Source organism: Varibaculum cambriense, assembly GCF_022133705.1.
Taxonomy (GTDB): Bacteria; Actinomycetota; Actinomycetes; order Actinomycetales; family Actinomycetaceae; genus Varibaculum; species Varibaculum cambriense_A.
In genome coordinates this window covers 25,390-41,985 of the sequence record NZ_JAKNHJ010000021.1, presented here as the reverse complement: position 1 = coordinate 41,985, position 16,596 = coordinate 25,390, and the positions used below count along the sequence as shown (strand labels likewise).

The following is a 16,596-nucleotide window of genomic DNA, read 5'->3' as shown; positions in this document are numbered from 1 at the left end:
TTTTTCCCTATTACAAGCGGACACAAGTCCTGAAAGATCTTAAAACCCCAACCCCCAAGAAAAACGGACACATCTCCTGAAACCACACACCACCGCTACCGCAAGGAAAAAATTCCCCAAGCGCTTGCGCTTGTGGGCATTTTTGACGCAGCGGTATGTAAAGCCGCGTAGCGGTTTTACATACCGCAATGTGATGTCCCGCGACATATGTCCGCATATGTCGCGGGATTTTTAGGATTTTGGGGTGTCTCGGATGCAAGGAGGATTGGCGCACGCGGATAATTTCGGTACGTCGCGCCAGGCAGAAGGAAGTAGAGATTTATGAGCAAAACATTTGATACCTTAACCGCCGAGGCGATTGATAAAAAGTTTGACGACGGTGAGGACGTCCTCGAATGTTTTGATCTAGAAAACCCACAGGTAAATACCCCGCTGCGTTCAATCGAGCAGAAGCGGGTAACTCTCACAATGCCGGAGTGGATGATTCAGCGACTGGATAAGCAGGCAGCCGACCTGGCTATTTCTAGGAATGCAGTAATAAACACTTACCTGGCAGAAAAGCTTACTAACCAAGCACTGAGTTGATCTCCATATTAGGTTTTACTCGTAGCTGGGCGCTATAGCGTGGAAGCTACGCCGAGCGCTTGCGCTTGTGGGCATTTTTGACGCAGCGGTATGTAAAACTGCGGAGCAGTTTTACATACCGCGTAATCTAATGGTTCAGGATCAATGTCCGCACATGTAACGGAACTGTGCAATGTCATGGTTGGATTTATCTCGACTTGTAATTCAGGGTGAGCTGCTAATTTTTGCCATCTATTATTGTCTCTAAATCTAAATTGCGCATCTTAATAAGAATTATCTGCGGTTGCGACTGTCTAAGGGCAAGTGAGTGGTATACAAAAGCTGAAACTCAATTATATGTACATATATACAGGTAGGAAGTGAACTCAAATGCTGTACATAAAGGCTGTACAGCAAAAGTGTTGACTTGTATATTGGCTGGAAGTATTTTCTTTACAACACGGTTTTTGTAAAGGGGCAAAAATGCTTAATAGTTCACCACCAGTTTATGAGCAGATTGCTGAGATAATACGTAGACAGATTCATGATGGAGACTATCTTGTAGGTGAGAAACTACCTTCAGAAAATGATCTTTGTGAAATCTATAATGTTGCGCGGGGAACCGTACGAAGGTCTATAAAAGGGCTAATTGCAGAAGGTATCCTTGAATCCAAAAAAGGTAAAGGAACTTTTGTGTCCTCGCCAGAGAGCAAAACTCTCTTATGGAATTTTGGATCTTTGACTGATCGTTTAAAAGGTACTGATGAACGCGCGCTCGCTAAGGTGCTAGAGCAGGCTGTCATAGTGCGTGAGAATCGGCGAATGTTGCGGTTGAAGAGATTACGAGCGATGGAGACTCCTAGCGGCGTGATACCTATCAGTTTGGATATTTCATTTCTTCCTCTCGATTTATTTCCAGCCATTGATACTTATAATTTTAATGACGAATCTATTTATGAAATTCTGCGCGAAAAATATAATAGAAATCCCACCAGGTCCGTTGTTTCTCTTAAATCAAGAACAGTAGATAGAGAAACAAAAAGAATCCTAAAAGAATTGCCAAGTACCCGTTGCTTATTACATGCAAGTGGAACTACTTATGACGAACACTACGCCTGCATTGAAGAAAGTGAGATAACTTATTCATCTCGTGTGCAGGCCAGTATGCAAATTGACCATATTAACGGATACACCAAACCATTAGAAAAAGGAGTTAAATGATGTCCACAAAAAGTATGAATAAAATGACGGTCTATTTAATACCGGTTGCAATCGCATTAAATATTGTGGTTTCGCAGATTGTGTTTGCCCTGAAGCTTCCTATTTGGTTGGACTCAATTGGAGTGGTACTTACTGCGGTAATCGCTGGTTTTTGGCCGGCAACTGTTGTGGGGCTACTAACAGGAGCTGCCTCCTTGATAACTAATCCATCTAATATTTTCTATATTCCGTTGTTTATTGTAACGGCAGGTGTGGCAGCGCTATTGACCCGTAAAAATGGCTACTCTTCTTTCCTGCGGTCGTTGCTGTCAGGAATCATTAATGGTTTAGCGACCGGAATCACTGGATCCTTAATTACAATTATGGTTTATGGTGGTCTTTCCTCTACTGGAACTGGGATTATCGCCGGGGTGCTACGGCAGCTAGGAGCTCCGAACTGGTCTGCTGCTATGGCGGCAGGAGTGTCTGGTGATATTACCGATAAAATATTAACTGCTTTGATCGTTTTTTATATTTTGATTGCTCTGCCGCAGCGTACTCTTGCAAAATTCCCTCGGGGGGAAGCCTATCTTCTTACCCGCGAAAAAAAGCAATTAAAAGGCGATTTGAAATAGGTTTTAGTGATGGGACAATCTGAAGAAATCGAAAAAGATATTAATAGGTTTGTGTTTCACCCGAGACAAGATCGACGTTATCAGAGAATCAATCCCTTAGTGAGATTTACTGTCCCACTGATCCTGATGCTTGGAGTTCTTGCTTGTGGAAATGCCACGATCTTCTATGCCTTCACAATCGTTAACTTACTTGTAGCGGTTGTTCTCCAAGTGTTTAAGGTCTTCTGGTCGCGTTTCTGGAAAATTGGATTAACGGTATCGATATTTACTCTGGGGGTAAGAGCTTTTTTCGAATATGGAAGTCACATAGTTTTCACTGTCGGGCCTCTGTCGGTTACTACGGAAGGGTTGATATCAGCTAACTGGTATATAGCAATGCTGCTAGCTGTATGTGCTCCTCTGGTTCTGCTGACTTCAACTCTGTCTCTACAAGACCTGTCTAACGCTTTAGAACAGTTGGGTGCGAGGCGGCAGGTATGTTACGTAGTTATGAATTCAGCAAGGTTGATTCCTGAACTGGCTGATAGAGGTAAAGCAGTTCGTGATGCTCAACGTTCCCGAGGGATTCAAGTAGAGGGAAATCGTATCGTTAAACTGAAAGCAGTTCTCCCGACTGTTGCCCCTCTGGTCTTGTCGTCGCTTTCTAGTGTTGAAGAAAGAGCTGTCGCGATGGAAGTTAGAGGAGCCAGTATCACCGAAATAAAAGGTACGCGGTTAATCCCTCAGCAAACTCTCTCATGGCTGGGTTATGGTGTTATTTTCGTCGCGGCTTTTCTTTCAATATTTATAGGAATCGGAGGGCGATTTCTTTGGTAGCAGCAATAAAGACTTTAAATTTAGGGGTTAAACATCCTCTGGCAAAGAGCTGGGCCCTGGAAAACGTAAATCTCAGTTTAGAGTCTGGGAAAGTCTATGGGTTGATTGGAGCTAATGGGTCAGGGAAAACGACTCTATGTAACACTCTCAAAGGTCTGATTCCAGGGGTTCTCGGAGGCGAGCTTAAAGGGACGATAGAGATATTTGGAAAGAATATTGCGGAGTTCTCACAACGAGAACTTGTTGAAAATGTTGCCTTGGTATTCGAAAATCCTTACACGCAACTAACTGGAACCTGTCAAACTGTAGTTGAAGAAATTGCTTTTGGGCTTGAGAATTTAGGTTGGCAACGGGATCGTATAATCAGCAGAACCGCACGTGTAATTGACGAAATGGATCTGAAAGATTTAGCATTTCGCGATCCATTGGAGTTGTCTGGTGGGCAGCGACAGAGGGTGTCAGTAGCGTCAGTTATGGCGATGGATACGCCAATTATTGTGATTGATGAACCAACTTCACAACTTGATCCCGCGACTACGGAAATGATTTTCGCAGCTATTACAAAAATGAAGCAGGAAGGGAAAACTGTTTTAGTAAGCGAAAATAAAATTGATCAATTGGTGGAAATCGCAGATGAACTAGTGGTACTCGATAACGGGAAAGTCTATGCGGTGGGTAATGCTAGAGATATCCTTACACAAGCTCAAAATGATGAAATTCGCTGCGGATTTCCTGAGCTTTTTACCCTGTCAAACTGGTTAAATTTGGATCCTCGATGGATAACGTTTGCTGAGGCTAAAACCACTGTTAATACAATTTTAAAGGGAAAAAATGATAACTTGCGATGAAGTCGAATTTGAGTATCCAGGTGGAACGACTGCTCTTAGAGGGGTGTCGTTAACGTTGGGGCAACAAGAACGCGTAGCACTGATAGGGCAAAACGGAGCTGGGAAAAGCACTTTATCAAAGTTACTTAATGGACTGCTAAGGCCTACGGCGGGATCTATTCTCTTAGAAGGTAAAGATACAGCGGAGTTTCGAACCGATGAAATAGCGCGGCAAGTGGGATACGTGTTTCAGAATCCTGATGATCAGATATTTTCAAAAACTGTTAAAGAAGAATGTGAATATGCGCTGAAACGTATCGGACTTAGTGAGACAGAGAGAAATAGAAGAGTAGAGGAAGCTCTATCAGTCTGCGGATTGTTGAATCAAACTGAGACTAATCCGTTGGACTTGCCGCTTGCACAACGTAAGTTTGTTGCAATCGCTGCTGTTCTAGCTATGAATCCCAACTATGTGATCCTAGACGAACCTACTGCAGGGTTGGATGAGGTTGGCCGGGAAGATCTGACAGCAATTATGGAATGGGCTTCAGACTCAGGGAAAAGCGTTATTGCAGTTTCCCATGATATGCGTTTTGTAATTGAGAATTTTTCCCGAATAGTAGTGATGAGTCAAGGAACGATTATCTGTGATAGCTCGGTTTCAGAGGCCTTCTTAGATGACCAAGTATTGGCGGAAGCTAAGTTAAATGTTCCTCCGGCGGTAGCGCTTGCTCGATCTGCAGGCGCACCCAAAGGCTTATTGAAAATGAACCAGATTAAACATTGGTATAAAGAATTTTTAAAGTAATGAATAGTTATGTTTTGGAGAAAGTGTTTATAAAATGATGAAAGACAGTAATAATCTACTTAAAGGTTGGCCGGGAAACGGCGAGAAACTACTGCTGGGTATGATCCATCTTAAAGGTGACGGAATTGAGGACATATACTCCCGAGCAATAAGGGAATGCGAAATATATTCTACCGGCGGCTTCGATGGAGTGGTGGTTGAAAACTATTTTGGCTCTCTTGAAGACGTGCGATATTGCCTTCCACGATTAAAGGGCAAATTTCCAGATTTGTTTGTTGGTGTGGATGTTATTTGGGATAACGATAAAAGTTTCGATTTAGCTGTTGAGCACCAGCTGCCTTTTATTCAACTAGACTCGCTTTCGGGACAACTTTCGCCAGAAGACGAGCCAGCTTTTGAAAAGCGCATCCGCTGGTGTCAAGAGAACACATCCACGGTTATTTTAGGTGGAGTGCGATTGAAGAACCAACCGGTGCTAAGCGGAAATTCTCTCGAAGTTGATTTACAACTAGCTAAAAGTCGCGGTGATGGGATCATCGTTACAGGGGTAGATACCGGCGTGGAGACTGACCTAAAAAAGATAAAGCAGTTTCGAGAACTTATAGGAGATTTCCCTCTGATAGTAGGTGCTGGAGTCAACGAGAATAACTGCGCTCAACAGCTGTCAATAGCTGATGGTGCGATTATTGGATCTTCTCTTAAGCATGGCGGAATAGCTAAAGGAGATTTAGAAATAGACAGGGTAAGGCGATTGGTGTCACTAGTGAGGTCTTTGACGGGAAAGGAGAATATCAATGACTAAGAGACTGGTCGTGGGACGCGATGATATTTCTGCATGGGGTACGGCACTAAGCTTTAAGGAGGAAAGCGAGTCTGTCGTAGTAACCAATGGTGATGGTTGGAATGACTACAAGAGTGCGAAAAAAATTTCCGATACTGCAGTAAATCTAGCTATGACACAGGTTGATGTCTTACCTAAACAGATTGAAAAAATGGAGCGGCACGATCACACTCAGGAAACTCTGTGTCCGACGGACCACCCAATAGTGCTGGGTGTATGCGCAAAGGAATTTGAGATCCCGGTGGCTGCTGAATGTGTGTTATTGGAAATTCCCTGTGGTACTTCTCTAGTTATGGATAAGGGCACCTGGCATTCTCCATGTTTTGGGATAAGGAAAGCAACCCAGTACTACTGGATCGCTACCTCTGATCCACGCTTCCCATCGGAGTGGGTACCGTTAGCAGGAGGCGGCTTAGAGACTCACGCAGAGACGGAAAGTAACCATAATGTCTTTTAGCGAGTTAAAGGGGGCGCCTGAACCTGATTTAGAGAACCAAGTTGATATCTGTTTCATTGGGGAGCCTGTTCTTGACGTATATGTAACCCTTGACCATTGGCCAAAACTTGGAGACAAAGCGTGCTTGTTGAATCAAGAAAACCTTCCCGGGGGAACCGTAGCTAACATGGCGGTCGACACTTCCTGGCTGGGACTGAAGACTTGCATGGTTGGCAGGTTAAAAGCTGGAGAAATCAGCGAGCAACTTGTAGCTGATTTAAGCGCACACGGCGTTAGCGCAAATCTTATCGACATGGTTCCTGATGCTCCTGAGCCGCTATGCTACGTATTTTTAACTGAAGGTAGTAACGTCGCAGTGTATCCAGATCGTTCAACGGAAAAGTTGTTACTGGATCAGGAAAGCCTTGAAAGTATTTCGAGGTCGAAAGTTGTGTGTTCAACACCTGAGAAGCTACGAAGGATAAGTAATAAGGATGATTTTCTCAGAGTAATTCGAAAACTGAAGTCTTCTGGAGGGCAACTGGTACTTGATATAGATACAGGTGCAGAGTTCAATCCGGGTAATCCTCTAGAACAAGCCGCCAACGTGATAATCATGAACGAGTTCGGGGTTGAGCGTTTATTCGGTATGAACTGGGAACAGCTATCTGCGCGACTGCCGAACCAACCACTAGATGTTTCATCTTTTTTTGCTGATTCAGATATTACGTTAATTGTCACCGGGGCAGAAAAGGGGGTATGGACTTACCGAGGTGGGTGGCGCCTGTGGAAAGTAACTCCAGCTACGGTTGTGGATCCTACGGGAGCAGGCGATGCTTTTATCGCAGGATTAGTAGCTGGTTTAGCGAAAAAGTATTCTTTCGAACAGTGCATTTCCCAGGCGTTAGACTGCGGTGCGCGGGTTGTCGGAGTCAAGGGTGCCCGATTGTGCTGACTGAGTATGCATACCTATAACAGAAAAGAACATGCGTACAGGTGCGATATACAGTAGGGGGGCTGACGGAAAAATCTCGGAGATAGGCGGGGTGTGGTGGGAAGACGTAGGAAGCGGAGGGCGGGGACACGTCCGCCTGCGCGGGGCGGAATTGATCCGGTGGGGTTTGTTTCTACTGGTCAGAAAGCTTTATCGCGGCAGTTGCAAGCCCAGCTGGAACGCAAACTATCACTGTCTACCAGTGAGATTGCGGATTTTGTAGTGAACGCGTTCGCGGCGGGGGATGTGGTGTCTCCCTTAGGGATCGCTTTATCCCCGGACAGCGAGCTTTTTGAGGGGCAACGCTACTACTTGCATCGAGTAGCTCCCGATGAGGACGCTGCTTTACCAAAGTTGCAGGTGCTTTGGGAGGGCGAGGGGGCAATCGTAGTTAATAAACCCGCTAGCCTGGCAACTATTCCCCGCGGCTCCTGGGTTACCCGCTCGGTGGTGGTAGCGGCTCGCCGCCAATTTAGAAACGACGAAATAACCGCTGCTCATCGCCTAGATCGCCTCACTACCGGATGTTTATTGCTGACCCTAGATCCGAAATGTCGGGCGCGTTACCAGCAGCTATTTGACCGCCGGCAAGTAAAGAAAACCTACTTGGCGCGCAGCCGCGGCGGTGGCGATAGGGGAGAAGGGGTGACTCCCCAGGTGGGGGAGTGTTTTGACTTCCAGCTCCCTATGTTTAAGGAAACCGGCTCGCTCACAGTATCGATAGGAGCGCCCCCGCGCGGGAAAAAGGTGGCGCGCTGCCAAAGCCGTACCCGCGGCCTCGTCCTCGGAAAATTCCCCCTCCCCGAAAAGGCAGAAAAGCCGGAGGGAGAGGGAAACGTAAACCCGGACAGCCAGGGACACGTGCCAGAAGAAGAATTATTGTGGCAGTTAGAGCCAGAAACCGGGTTTACTCATCAGCTGCGCGCCACCTTGGCGCATTTCGGGTATCCCCTGTTGGGCGACCCCCTCTATCCGGAAGTTTTGCCTGCAGATACCCCAGAAAATGTTGAGCCCCAGCTGTGCCTGCACGCCCAAGAGCTACAGTTTCCCGATCCGGAAAATCCTGCTAACACCGTAACCGTCACTGCCCCCACTCCCACCTGGGCAAAAGGCTATGAAAGTGCTAACAGCCCGAAGGGTTTGGCATGACGGATGGCGCGCTAACCCGTAAGCTATAACCCATGCGAGAAAGGCTGCCGTTTTTATTTATCCAATGCCGTCCCGCCGGAAAAATAGCGCGTGACGAGCTGCAAACCATTGCCGAGGTCACCGGACTAAAGATTGGCCAGGAACTACATTCTTACCTGCTGCCAGAAGAAACTGACCTTGACCTGGTGCGCGACCTTGACTTTAAGAACCGGTACAGCGCAGTCATTATTTCCGGTTCTCCCTTTCGGGCGCAGCCACCAACTGGCTCCGATAATCCCCTACAAAGGCAGCTATATAACCAGCTAATGCCACTCATGCATTACCTACTAGACCAGGATTTTCCCACCTTGGGGCTGTGCTACGGGCTGCAAATGTTGGGACAGGCGGCTGGCGCCACGTTAACCGACCGCACCGGCGAAGACCTGCAGGCGGTGGAAGTTACTTTAACCGCGAAGGGGCAACAAGACCCGGTGACCGGGCAGCTAGATCCGGTAATCCGCGGTTACACCGGGCATGGGGATTCCCTGGCGGAACTTCCGGAGGGAGCAACTTTGCTGGGCAGCGGGAAACACTGCCACTACCAGCTACTTCGATTACAAAATAATCTGTACGGCACCCAATTTCACCCCGAAATCACTACTGCGGGAATGCAGATCCGCATCGACCAATATGGGGACGCCTACTATGCGGCCGCCGAACGCGAAGCAGTCATTGCCCGCTGCATGAGTCAAGATGTAACTAGCTCGCACCGGTTGCTATCAGCCTTTACCGAGCATTACCGCCGTTAGGAGGCAGGCGATGAGCATAAAGTTTTCTCGTTCTGAACGATCCACCATTGGGATCGAATGGGAACTACAACTAATTGATAAAGACTCTTTCGACCTGCGGCAATGCGCTAGCGCGGTGATGGAGGAAGTGGAGCGGCTCCACCCCCAAAACCCCCTGGTACATCGGGAAATGCTGCTGAATACGGTAGAAGTAATATCCCGTCCTCGCCACAGCGTTCGTGACTGCATCATGGATCTGAAAGAGGGTATCAATCTGGTGCGTCCGGTTACTTCGGCGCTGCGAGTAGAGCTAGCATCTGCCGGATCCCACCCCTTCGCTAACCCCAGTTATCAACAGGTCACCGATTCTAAACGTTATGAAGAACTGGTCAATCGCACCCAGTATTGGGGACGCCAGATGCTACTTTTTGGCACCCACGTGCATGTGGGGGTAGAAGACCGCGACAAAGTCTTGCCGATCCAAAACTATTTGACCAGCAAACTTGGTCATATGCAGGCGCTATTTGCGTCCTCGCCCTATTGGGCGGGAGTCGACACTGGATATTGCGACAATCGGGCAATGGTATTCCAGCAGCTACCCACCGCCGGCAAGCCCTATCAGTTTGAAACCTGGGAGCAACTGGAAGATTTCACAGCGGGGATGCTCAAAACTGGGGTGATTGATTCTTTCGATGAGGTGCGTTGGGATATTCGCCCCTCGCCCAAGTTTGGCACCATTGAAGCGCGGGTAGCCGATGCCTCCTCCACTATTAAAGAGGTCGCCGCCGCAGCCGCACTCACCCAATCCCTGGTAGAAACGGCTTCCCGTCAGCTAGACGCCGGTAAAGAACTACCGGTTATGCCGGATTGGTTCGTGCGCGAAAACCGTTGGCGTGCAGCCCGCTACGGGATGGATGCCATCTTGATCGAGGACGCACACGGGGAAGAAGAACTGTTAACAGATTCCCTACCCGCGTGGTTAGAGGAACTGACGCCTGCCGCCGAAGATTTAGATTGCGCAGAAGAACTCTGGTCAATCCTGGAAATGGTGAAAATCGGTGTCGGCTATCAGCGGCAACGCACCATTTTTGACCGCACCAATTCTTACGAGGCAGTAGTAGCCTTCCTAATAGCCGAAATGGAGGCCGGCGAACCCTTAGACCCAGGGTGTTTTGTCGACAAATCCCTGCATAAGAGCGGGGTCAAAGGCTGGAAAGCCCGCGCCCGCTAATAGTGCCAGACACCAATAGCAGTAACGCTCACGGACAGCGCGGGGGAGAGTTTTATCCGAGCAGGCTAGGTGGGCGCAAAATTTGGAAAACGTCGCTACGTTTTCCAAATTTTTGGGCAGGAGGAAAAACTCTCCTCCGCGCGTAGCTCTAGGATTCCTCAGCGTGATAAGGGCGCACTTAGCGAGGGAAGGACTGTGATCTAGCGGGCGCGCTGGACATAAGAAATCGGGGAGAGACTAGGTCTCTCCCCGATTTCTTGGGCGGGAGGAAAAACTCTCCCCCACGCTTAAGTGTTACTGGTTATCGCTTGCTCCGGTCTCGGCGGGTGCGTCAGCAGTAAACATGTCATGGTCAACGTGGTTACGCACTATGAGCCAAGCCAGAGCCAGGGCTACGGTTACGCACGCGAAAGCGATAATCGCGGTTGGTCCCAGTCCGCCCTCGAACCACATAAGCACAATCATTGCTCCCAAAACTGCTAATACCAGGTAGTTAGAGTAGGGAGCGAGAGGCACATGGAACTTGGGGCGTTCAATACCATTCTTACGGCAGTGACGCACAAACAAAATATTTGAAATCATGATCGATCCCCACATGGCACAGATCCCAATCCCCGCCATATTGGCAATCACGTCAAAAGCTTCATTGGGGTAGAACAGATTCACCATCACGCCTACTAAACCGATAGTGCCAGCAGCGATAATAGCCGCATAGGGAACCGCGTTCCGGTTCATACCGGACAAGAAACGAGGAGCAGACCCGGACACCGCGAGGGAACGCAGACCCCTTCCACAAGTGTAAAGTTCCGCGTTAATAGCGCTAGCGGCAGCCAGCAATACCACCAGGTTCATGATGTGACCAGCAGCGGGAATCCCCAGACCGCTAAAGAAAGTCACAAACGGCGACTCGTTACGGTTATATACGTTATAGGGCAACAGCAAAGTAAACAGGACAATACACCCTACGTAGAACAACAAAATACGCCACATCATCGAGTTAACTGCCCTTGGCATTTCCTTTTGGGGATCCTCGGCCTCACCAGCGGCAGCCCCCAAATATTCAGAGCCCCCGTAGGCGAACAAAATCCCTAAAGAAAGGGTCACCATAGTGAATGCACCCTTAGGGAATAGTCCTCCATGCTCGGTGATTGCGTGCACGCCGGGAGTGTAGCTATTGCCATTGACCGTTAAGGAAATCCCGAAAACAATCGCTATTACCGCCAAAATCATGAAGATTACGATCGCAGCGACTTTAATCATCGCGAACCAAAACTCGAATTCGCCGAAAAACTTTACGCTGGCCAGATTGACAATCACCATTAAGGCCAAGGCGATAAAAGCCCACGCCCACAACGGGACAATCTGGAAGGGCTTCCAATAATGCATATAGTTAGCGATTGCGGTGATATCCGCCATCAAAGCAGAAGAATAAGTAATAAAGGCAAACCATCCGGTGAAATAGGCGCCGCGCTCGCCCATAAACTCGCGAGCATGAGAAATAAATCCTCCAGAAGAGGGGCGATACAGGCTAAGTTCTCCGAGGGCGCGAAGCATTAAATAAGCTATCCCCCCACAGATTGCGTAAACAATAGCAACTGACGGTCCCCCGTCAGCGATACGTCCAGATGCGCCATAAAACAGGCCGGACCCGATGGCCCCGCCCAGCGCAATCATGCGCATGTGGCGAGACTTTAACCCTTTGCGGTAGCCCTCATCGGATTTATCACGATGCGGGGTACCGCTAATCGGTTTTTGAGTTTCGCTCATTAGATTTCTCCTAAGTTTTACCTTTGATGCTCGATATCAGAGCACATAGGGAGTATAAGTTAGGGCAGTGACAGACATTTTAGGTAGTCAGCATGTGGAATCAGATATTTATATCAGGAAATATTTAGGTAAAAGTCCCCTCGGTCACGGTAGACTTAGGGCGTAACCGTGACTGGCGTAGGTGGGATACCACCGGGGAACAAGTGGTCAATCAGTCGCTCGCCTGGGCTGATTTGGCACTACGAAAATAAGGAAAACTCAATGGGAGACAAGCTTCTTATTCAATCCATTTCACAAGTAGATCCCGAGATTGCAGCGGTGCTAAACCAAGAGCTAGAGCGGCAACGCGGCACTTTGGAAATGATCGCTTCCGAAAACTTCGTGCCACGCGCCGTGCTGCAGGCGCAAGGATCCGTCCTCACCAATAAATATGCGGAAGGCTACCCAAGCCGACGTTACTACGGTGGCTGCGAGGCGGTCGATGTAGCCGAGAACTTGGCCCGGGATCGCGCTAAGGAAGTATTTTCCGCCGAGTTCGCTAATGTGCAGCCCCATTCGGGTGCGCAAGCCAACGCAGCAGTGCTATCGGCACTGGCTAAGCCAGGGGACACCATTATGGGGCTGGCGTTAGATCACGGCGGGCACCTTACCCACGGTATGAAAATCAATTTCTCCGGTCAGCTCTATAACGCCACCGCCTACCAGGTGGATAAAGAGAGCAACTGGGTGGATATGGATCAGGTGCGCGATGCGGCCTTGAAGTATCGTCCCAAAGTTATTATCGCGGGCTGGTCGGCATACCCCCGCCAGGAAGACTTCAAAGCTTTCCGGGAGATCGCGGACGAGGTCGGAGCCTACCTGTGGACAGATATGGCGCACTTTGCGGGGCTGGTAGCTGCGGGATTACACCCGAACCCAGTGCCGTATTCCGATGTGGTTTCTACCACCGTCCATAAGACTTTGGGCGGGCCGCGCTCCGGGATGATTCTGTCGCGCGATAAGGAACTCGGAAAGAAAATTAATTCCGCGGTTTTCCCCGGCCAGCAGGGCGGCCCGTTGATGCATGTAGTTGCGGCGAAAGCAGTCGCCATGAAGATTGCGGGCAGTGACGATTTCAAAGACCGGCAAAAACGCACTTTAGAGGGAGCGAAGATTCTGGCCAAGCGGTTAACTCAAGCAGATGTGGCCGATTGCGGGATTTCCTTACTGACTGGAGGAACCGATGTGCACCTGGTGATGGTCGATCTGCGTAACTCCCAGCTAGATGGGCAACAGGGCGAAGATTTGCTGCATGAAGCCGGAATTACTATTAACCGCAATACGGTGCCTTTCGATCCGCGTCCTCCGCGGGTAGGATCCGGGCTGCGGATTGGCACCCCGGCGCTCGCTACTCGCGGTTTCGGGAAGAAAGAGTTCACCGAGGTAGCAGAGATTATCGCCGGAGTGCTGGTGGATGCTTGCCGAGGCAATGTCGATAAGTCCAGCTATCGCGAGCGCGTAAATGCTTTGATTAAACGTTTCCCGTTGTATGTGGGGCTCAATCAGATAGCGTAAAGCGCAATCAATAGTCGATGGGGGAGCGGGCAGACTGGTAGGGTCTGCCCGCTCCGCAAACTAAGGAGAATAAATGCGTAAAGGTTGGAGCGGGGACGCGGTGCTGCTGGATGGGGCGGCGCGGGCTCGGCAGTTGAAAGAAGAAATGCGTCAGCAGGTGGAACGCCTGCATGACCAGGGAATTAAGCCGGGGCTCGGTACTATTTTGGTGGGAAGTGACCCGGGTTCGGTTTCCTATGTGGCCGGTAAACATCGTGACTGTGCCGAGGTAGGAATCGAGTCGATTCGGGTAGAACTGCCCGAGACGGTTTCCACTGCCCAGGTTTTAGCCGAAATTGAAAAACTCAACGAGAATCCGGCTTGTACCGGCTATATTGTGCAGCTGCCGCTGCCACGCCAAGTTGACGTTAACCAGGTGCTAGAGGCGATCGATCCCGATAAAGATGCGGACGGACTACACCCCATGAACCTGGGACGGCTGGTGCTGCGGGTTAAAGAGCCGGTAACCTCCCCGCTGCCTTGCACCCCCAGAGCCTGTATCGATTTGCTGCAGCAATACCAAGTGCCACTAGAGGGCGCGCAAGTGTGCGTAGTGGGACGGGGAACCACGGTGGGACGTTCCCTGCCGCTAATGCTTACTCGCAAAGATATTAATGCCACCGTCACCTGTTGCCATACCGGAACCCGGGATTTAGCTGCCCATACGCGCGCAGCAGATGTGATTGTTGCCTGCGCGGGATCCGCGGGAATTATTAAACCCGAAATGGTTAAAGAGGGCGCAGCAGTACTGGATGTGGGGGTTTCCCGCGGCGCCATCAATCCTAAAACCGGGAAAGCCCGGCTAGAGGGCGACGTGGCAGAAGGCGTCGACCAGGTAGCGGGCTGGCTCTCGCCGAACCCGGGAGGAATCGGTCCGATGACCCGCGCTAATCTGCTGCTCAACGTGGTAGAAACCGCGATGCGGCACGCCAACTAGGTGGAGAATTCCCTATGCGGATCTGGAAAGTTTCGACTGCCATAACCTGGGCGGCAACTTTGGTGCTAACTCTGGGTGCTTGTACTGCCAAGCCTCAGGCCACTCCTAGTACCTCGTCACCGGTAAACACTCAGGTAAATAAAGCGTTTTGTGTGGTAGAAAAACAGAATTCGCAAGATATAAGAGCCGTGGCGTTAGGGAAAGAAATGGAGGAGGCACTGGCAAAGCCGGAGAATAAGCAGATAGCCAAGGTCGTTAATCTCAGTGTGAAAACCGCGGAAGAAATCGCGGGAAAACTCCAGGAAAAGAAATGCAAAAATGTGCTTTCTTTAGAACCCGGATTTGCGTGGGCTCTGTTGCAGATCGCTAGAGATAACGCAGATATGAATTTTGCGGTCATGGGAGCGGTCGGGAAAACGGAAGCGTTAACTAATGCCAGTGGGATCGATTTTGATTTGCGGGAACCAGCTTTCCTTGCTGGATATGCCGCTGCCGGCGTCACGAAAAGTGGATTAGTGGGAGCCGTAAGTGACCTTGAGGCAGATAAAACCGCTAAAGAAGCAGGCGGTTCTCCCGGTATCTATACCCCATCTTCCTGGGCAAATAGCTTTCGTCTGGGGGTGGAGTACTATAACCAGTTTAAAGGTTCGGGAGTAAAACTTGCCGCTTGGGATCAAAACTCTAGAGAGCCAGTTCAGGTGACAAGTGTGCAGCTGCGCGACCAGCTACTCAAACTAGCGGATAAAAAGGTGGACATTATTTTTGTAATGGCACCCCCGGGTGAATCTGGAGTGGTAGAGGGACTCGCGGCGAAAGAGGCCACCGTCATCTGGAACGGGCAGGATTTGGCCGCCGCCTCCCCAAAGTTACAGAGCAACGTGCTCACTTCGACAGTGGTTGATCCTTCCGGGTGCGTAAAAAAGTTGCTTAAGCAATTGCAAACCGGTTCGATTGCCGGGAACGATTACCGGGGAACTCTCAAGAACTCCGGAGTTAAACTCGCTGGTTGGGGTGAATATGCTCCTAGGTTTTCTGATAGTCTTACCGCCGAATTGGCAGGGATTCGCAGCCAAATCGACAGCAAAAAAATTGATATCACCAAACTTGCAGCTCACCAAAGATAGTAGCGGGCACCAGGTAAGGGAGAAATATGCTCAAGATAGCCACAGTTAATGTAAACGGGATCCGGGCAGCGTTCCGAAAAGGAATGGATACCTGGCTGGAGCAGGCAAATCCCGATGTAGTGTTGGCGCAAGAAGTACGGGCTAGCGAAGAAATCACGCAGGAACTTTTTGGGGATGAATGGCAGGTGGCAGTAAATGCCTCGCAGCTCAAAGGGCGCGCGGGAGTAGCGGTCGCGGTGCGTAAATCCTCGCCCTGGCACTTAGAAGATTCTAAAGCCGACACGGTACCGGTCGAGGTTCCCCAAGATGGCGGTCGCTGGTTAGAAGCCTTATTGGTAAAAGAAAATGAAACCGGGGGTGGTGAGGATGCGCGGTTGCGAGTAATCTCTGCCTATTTTCATTCCGGGGAAGTGGGATCTGAAAAACAAGACCATAAAATGGGACATCTAGAGCGAATCGGGCACCGGCTAGAGCAGCTGATGTGTGCGGACGCGTCCTCGGATAATACCGAACCCTTAGTGCTGGTGGCCGGGGATTTTAACGTGGTACATACGGAGAGAGATATAAAAAACTGGAAACCGAACCACAATAAACGCGCCGGAGTCTTAGACGAAGAAATCGCTTTCTTGGATCGTTGGCGCGAGCAGGGGTGGGTAGATGTGGTGCGTACCCTAGCCGGTGAGGTGCAAGGGCCGTATTCCTGGTGGTCGTGGCGGGGAAAAGCCTTCGATAATGATGCCGGGTGGCGTATCGACTATCACTTAGCCACCCCGCGACTGGCGGAGGCGGCGCGCAGCCAGCAAGTAGATCGCGCCGCGGCCTATGACCAGCGGTTTTCCGACCATGCCCCGGTGGTAGTTACTTACGAAATATAAAATCGCGCTTGCCAGTGATAACAACTGGCAAG

Annotated in this window: 17 protein-coding genes and 1 riboswitch; of the genes, 16 read left to right on the top strand and 1 reads right to left on the bottom strand. The window is 49.7% G+C overall.

The window, feature by feature from the left end; translation table 11 throughout:
* The first annotated feature begins 321 nt into the window (after positions 1 to 321).
* The 12 genes from brnA (at position 322) to L0M99_RS09180 (ending at position 10,268) form a co-directional block, all read left to right on the top strand.
* Entirely contained in the window at positions 322 to 585 is a 264-nt protein-coding gene (gene brnA / locus L0M99_RS09235; RefSeq protein WP_024058129.1) for a type II toxin-antitoxin system BrnA family antitoxin, read from the top strand.
* Between the two features lie 462 nt (positions 586 to 1,047).
* The gene (locus tag L0M99_RS09230; protein WP_238128409.1) at positions 1,048 to 1,785 is read left to right on the top strand and encodes a GntR family transcriptional regulator; all 738 of its coding nucleotides are present in this window, start codon (positions 1,048 to 1,050) and stop codon (positions 1,783 to 1,785) included.
* Entirely contained in the window at positions 1,782 to 2,399 is a 618-nt protein-coding gene (locus L0M99_RS09225) for a histidine kinase (protein ID WP_238128408.1), read from the top strand. The genes L0M99_RS09230 and L0M99_RS09225 overlap by 4 nt, the downstream gene beginning before the upstream one ends.
* Positions 2,400 to 2,408: 9 nt before the next feature.
* The gene (locus L0M99_RS09220) at positions 2,409 to 3,215 is read left to right on the top strand and encodes an energy-coupling factor transporter transmembrane component T (protein WP_024058132.1); all 807 of its coding nucleotides are present in this window, start codon (positions 2,409 to 2,411) and stop codon (positions 3,213 to 3,215) included.
* Positions 3,209 to 4,063, top strand: a complete 855-nt coding sequence (locus L0M99_RS09215; RefSeq protein WP_024058133.1) for an energy-coupling factor ABC transporter ATP-binding protein — start codon at positions 3,209 to 3,211, stop codon at positions 4,061 to 4,063. The genes L0M99_RS09220 and L0M99_RS09215 overlap by 7 nt, the downstream gene beginning before the upstream one ends.
* Entirely contained in the window at positions 4,047 to 4,850 is an 804-nt protein-coding gene (locus L0M99_RS09210) for an energy-coupling factor ABC transporter ATP-binding protein (protein ID WP_024058134.1), read from the top strand. The genes L0M99_RS09215 and L0M99_RS09210 overlap by 17 nt, the downstream gene beginning before the upstream one ends.
* Before the next feature lie 34 nt (positions 4,851 to 4,884).
* Complete coding sequence (locus L0M99_RS09205) at positions 4,885 to 5,652, top strand: BtpA/SgcQ family protein (protein ID WP_024058135.1); 768 nt, start codon at positions 4,885 to 4,887, stop codon at positions 5,650 to 5,652.
* A complete protein-coding gene (locus tag L0M99_RS09200) occupies positions 5,645 to 6,148 on the top strand; it encodes an ureidoglycolate lyase (RefSeq protein ID WP_024058136.1) in 504 nt (167 codons plus the stop codon). Before L0M99_RS09205 ends, L0M99_RS09200 begins: the two co-directional genes overlap by 8 nt.
* Entirely contained in the window at positions 6,138 to 7,082 is a 945-nt protein-coding gene (locus tag L0M99_RS09195) for a carbohydrate kinase family protein (RefSeq protein ID WP_024058137.1), read from the top strand. Before L0M99_RS09200 ends, L0M99_RS09195 begins: the two co-directional genes overlap by 11 nt.
* A 93-nt stretch (positions 7,083 to 7,175) precedes the next feature.
* Entirely contained in the window at positions 7,176 to 8,270 is a 1,095-nt protein-coding gene (locus tag L0M99_RS09190; RefSeq protein ID WP_238128406.1) for a pseudouridine synthase, read from the top strand.
* A 32-nt stretch (positions 8,271 to 8,302) separates the two neighbouring features.
* Positions 8,303 to 9,058: a glutamine amidotransferase-related protein gene (locus L0M99_RS09185; protein WP_024058139.1), complete on the top strand. Its 756-nt coding sequence runs from the start codon at positions 8,303 to 8,305 to the stop codon at positions 9,056 to 9,058.
* Between the two features lie 10 nt (positions 9,059 to 9,068).
* Positions 9,069 to 10,268, top strand: coding sequence for a glutamate--cysteine ligase (locus L0M99_RS09180; RefSeq protein ID WP_024058140.1), 1,200 nt, complete (start codon positions 9,069 to 9,071; stop codon positions 10,266 to 10,268).
* Positions 10,269 to 10,562: 294 nt separating this feature from the next.
* Here L0M99_RS09180 and L0M99_RS09175 read toward each other — a convergent pair whose 3' ends face one another.
* Positions 10,563 to 12,035: an amino acid permease gene (locus L0M99_RS09175; RefSeq protein ID WP_024058141.1), complete on the bottom strand. Its 1,473-nt coding sequence runs from the start codon at positions 12,033 to 12,035 to the stop codon at positions 10,563 to 10,565.
* 158 nt (positions 12,036 to 12,193) lie between these two features.
* A riboswitch (ZMP/ZTP riboswitch) is annotated at positions 12,194 to 12,271 on the top strand.
* A gap of 25 nt (positions 12,272 to 12,296) precedes the next feature.
* Here L0M99_RS09175 and glyA point away from each other — a divergent pair.
* The 4 genes from glyA to L0M99_RS09155 all read left to right on the top strand — a co-directional run bounded on the left by glyA (position 12,297) and on the right by L0M99_RS09155 (position 16,564).
* Positions 12,297 to 13,589, top strand: a complete 1,293-nt coding sequence (gene glyA / locus L0M99_RS09170) for a serine hydroxymethyltransferase (RefSeq protein ID WP_024058142.1) — start codon at positions 12,297 to 12,299, stop codon at positions 13,587 to 13,589.
* Between the two features lie 73 nt (positions 13,590 to 13,662).
* Positions 13,663 to 14,565 (top strand): bifunctional methylenetetrahydrofolate dehydrogenase/methenyltetrahydrofolate cyclohydrolase, encoded by a 903-nt coding sequence (locus L0M99_RS09165; protein ID WP_024058143.1) that lies wholly within the window; start codon positions 13,663 to 13,665, stop codon positions 14,563 to 14,565.
* A 14-nt stretch (positions 14,566 to 14,579) separates the two neighbouring features.
* The gene (locus tag L0M99_RS09160; protein WP_024058144.1) at positions 14,580 to 15,689 is read left to right on the top strand and encodes a BMP family lipoprotein; all 1,110 of its coding nucleotides are present in this window, start codon (positions 14,580 to 14,582) and stop codon (positions 15,687 to 15,689) included.
* 26 nt (positions 15,690 to 15,715) lie between these two features.
* Complete coding sequence (locus L0M99_RS09155) at positions 15,716 to 16,564, top strand: exodeoxyribonuclease III (RefSeq protein ID WP_238128405.1); 849 nt, start codon at positions 15,716 to 15,718, stop codon at positions 16,562 to 16,564.
* Positions 16,565 to 16,596 lie beyond the last annotated feature (32 nt).

Excerpts from the sequence above, each read along its gene's own strand:
- L0M99_RS09180 (WP_024058140.1), top strand. The coding sequence starts at position 9,069 with ATGAGCATAAAGTTTTCTCGTTCTGAACGATCCACCATTGGGATCGAA.
- L0M99_RS09225 (WP_238128408.1), top strand. The coding sequence starts at position 1,782 with ATGATGTCCACAAAAAGTATGAATAAAATGACGGTCTATTTAATACCG.
- L0M99_RS09195 (WP_024058137.1), top strand. The coding sequence starts at position 6,138 with ATGTCTTTTAGCGAGTTAAAGGGGGCGCCTGAACCTGATTTAGAGAAC.
- L0M99_RS09205 (WP_024058135.1), top strand. The coding sequence starts at position 4,885 with ATGATGAAAGACAGTAATAATCTACTTAAAGGTTGGCCGGGAAACGGC.
- glyA (WP_024058142.1), top strand. The coding sequence starts at position 12,297 with ATGGGAGACAAGCTTCTTATTCAATCCATTTCACAAGTAGATCCCGAG.
- L0M99_RS09185 (WP_024058139.1), top strand. The coding sequence starts at position 8,303 with ATGCGAGAAAGGCTGCCGTTTTTATTTATCCAATGCCGTCCCGCCGGA.
- L0M99_RS09210 (WP_024058134.1), top strand. The coding sequence starts at position 4,047 with ATGATAACTTGCGATGAAGTCGAATTTGAGTATCCAGGTGGAACGACT.
- L0M99_RS09200 (WP_024058136.1), top strand. The coding sequence starts at position 5,645 with ATGACTAAGAGACTGGTCGTGGGACGCGATGATATTTCTGCATGGGGT.
- brnA (WP_024058129.1), top strand. The coding sequence starts at position 322 with ATGAGCAAAACATTTGATACCTTAACCGCCGAGGCGATTGATAAAAAG.
- L0M99_RS09220 (WP_024058132.1), top strand. The coding sequence starts at position 2,409 with ATGGGACAATCTGAAGAAATCGAAAAAGATATTAATAGGTTTGTGTTT.
- L0M99_RS09155 (WP_238128405.1), top strand. The coding sequence starts at position 15,716 with ATGCTCAAGATAGCCACAGTTAATGTAAACGGGATCCGGGCAGCGTTC.
- L0M99_RS09165 (WP_024058143.1), top strand. The coding sequence starts at position 13,663 with ATGCGTAAAGGTTGGAGCGGGGACGCGGTGCTGCTGGATGGGGCGGCG.
- L0M99_RS09175 (WP_024058141.1), bottom strand. The coding sequence starts at position 12,035 with ATGAGCGAAACTCAAAAACCGATTAGCGGTACCCCGCATCGTGATAAA.
- L0M99_RS09160 (WP_024058144.1), top strand. The coding sequence starts at position 14,580 with ATGCGGATCTGGAAAGTTTCGACTGCCATAACCTGGGCGGCAACTTTG.
- L0M99_RS09230 (WP_238128409.1), top strand. The coding sequence starts at position 1,048 with ATGCTTAATAGTTCACCACCAGTTTATGAGCAGATTGCTGAGATAATA.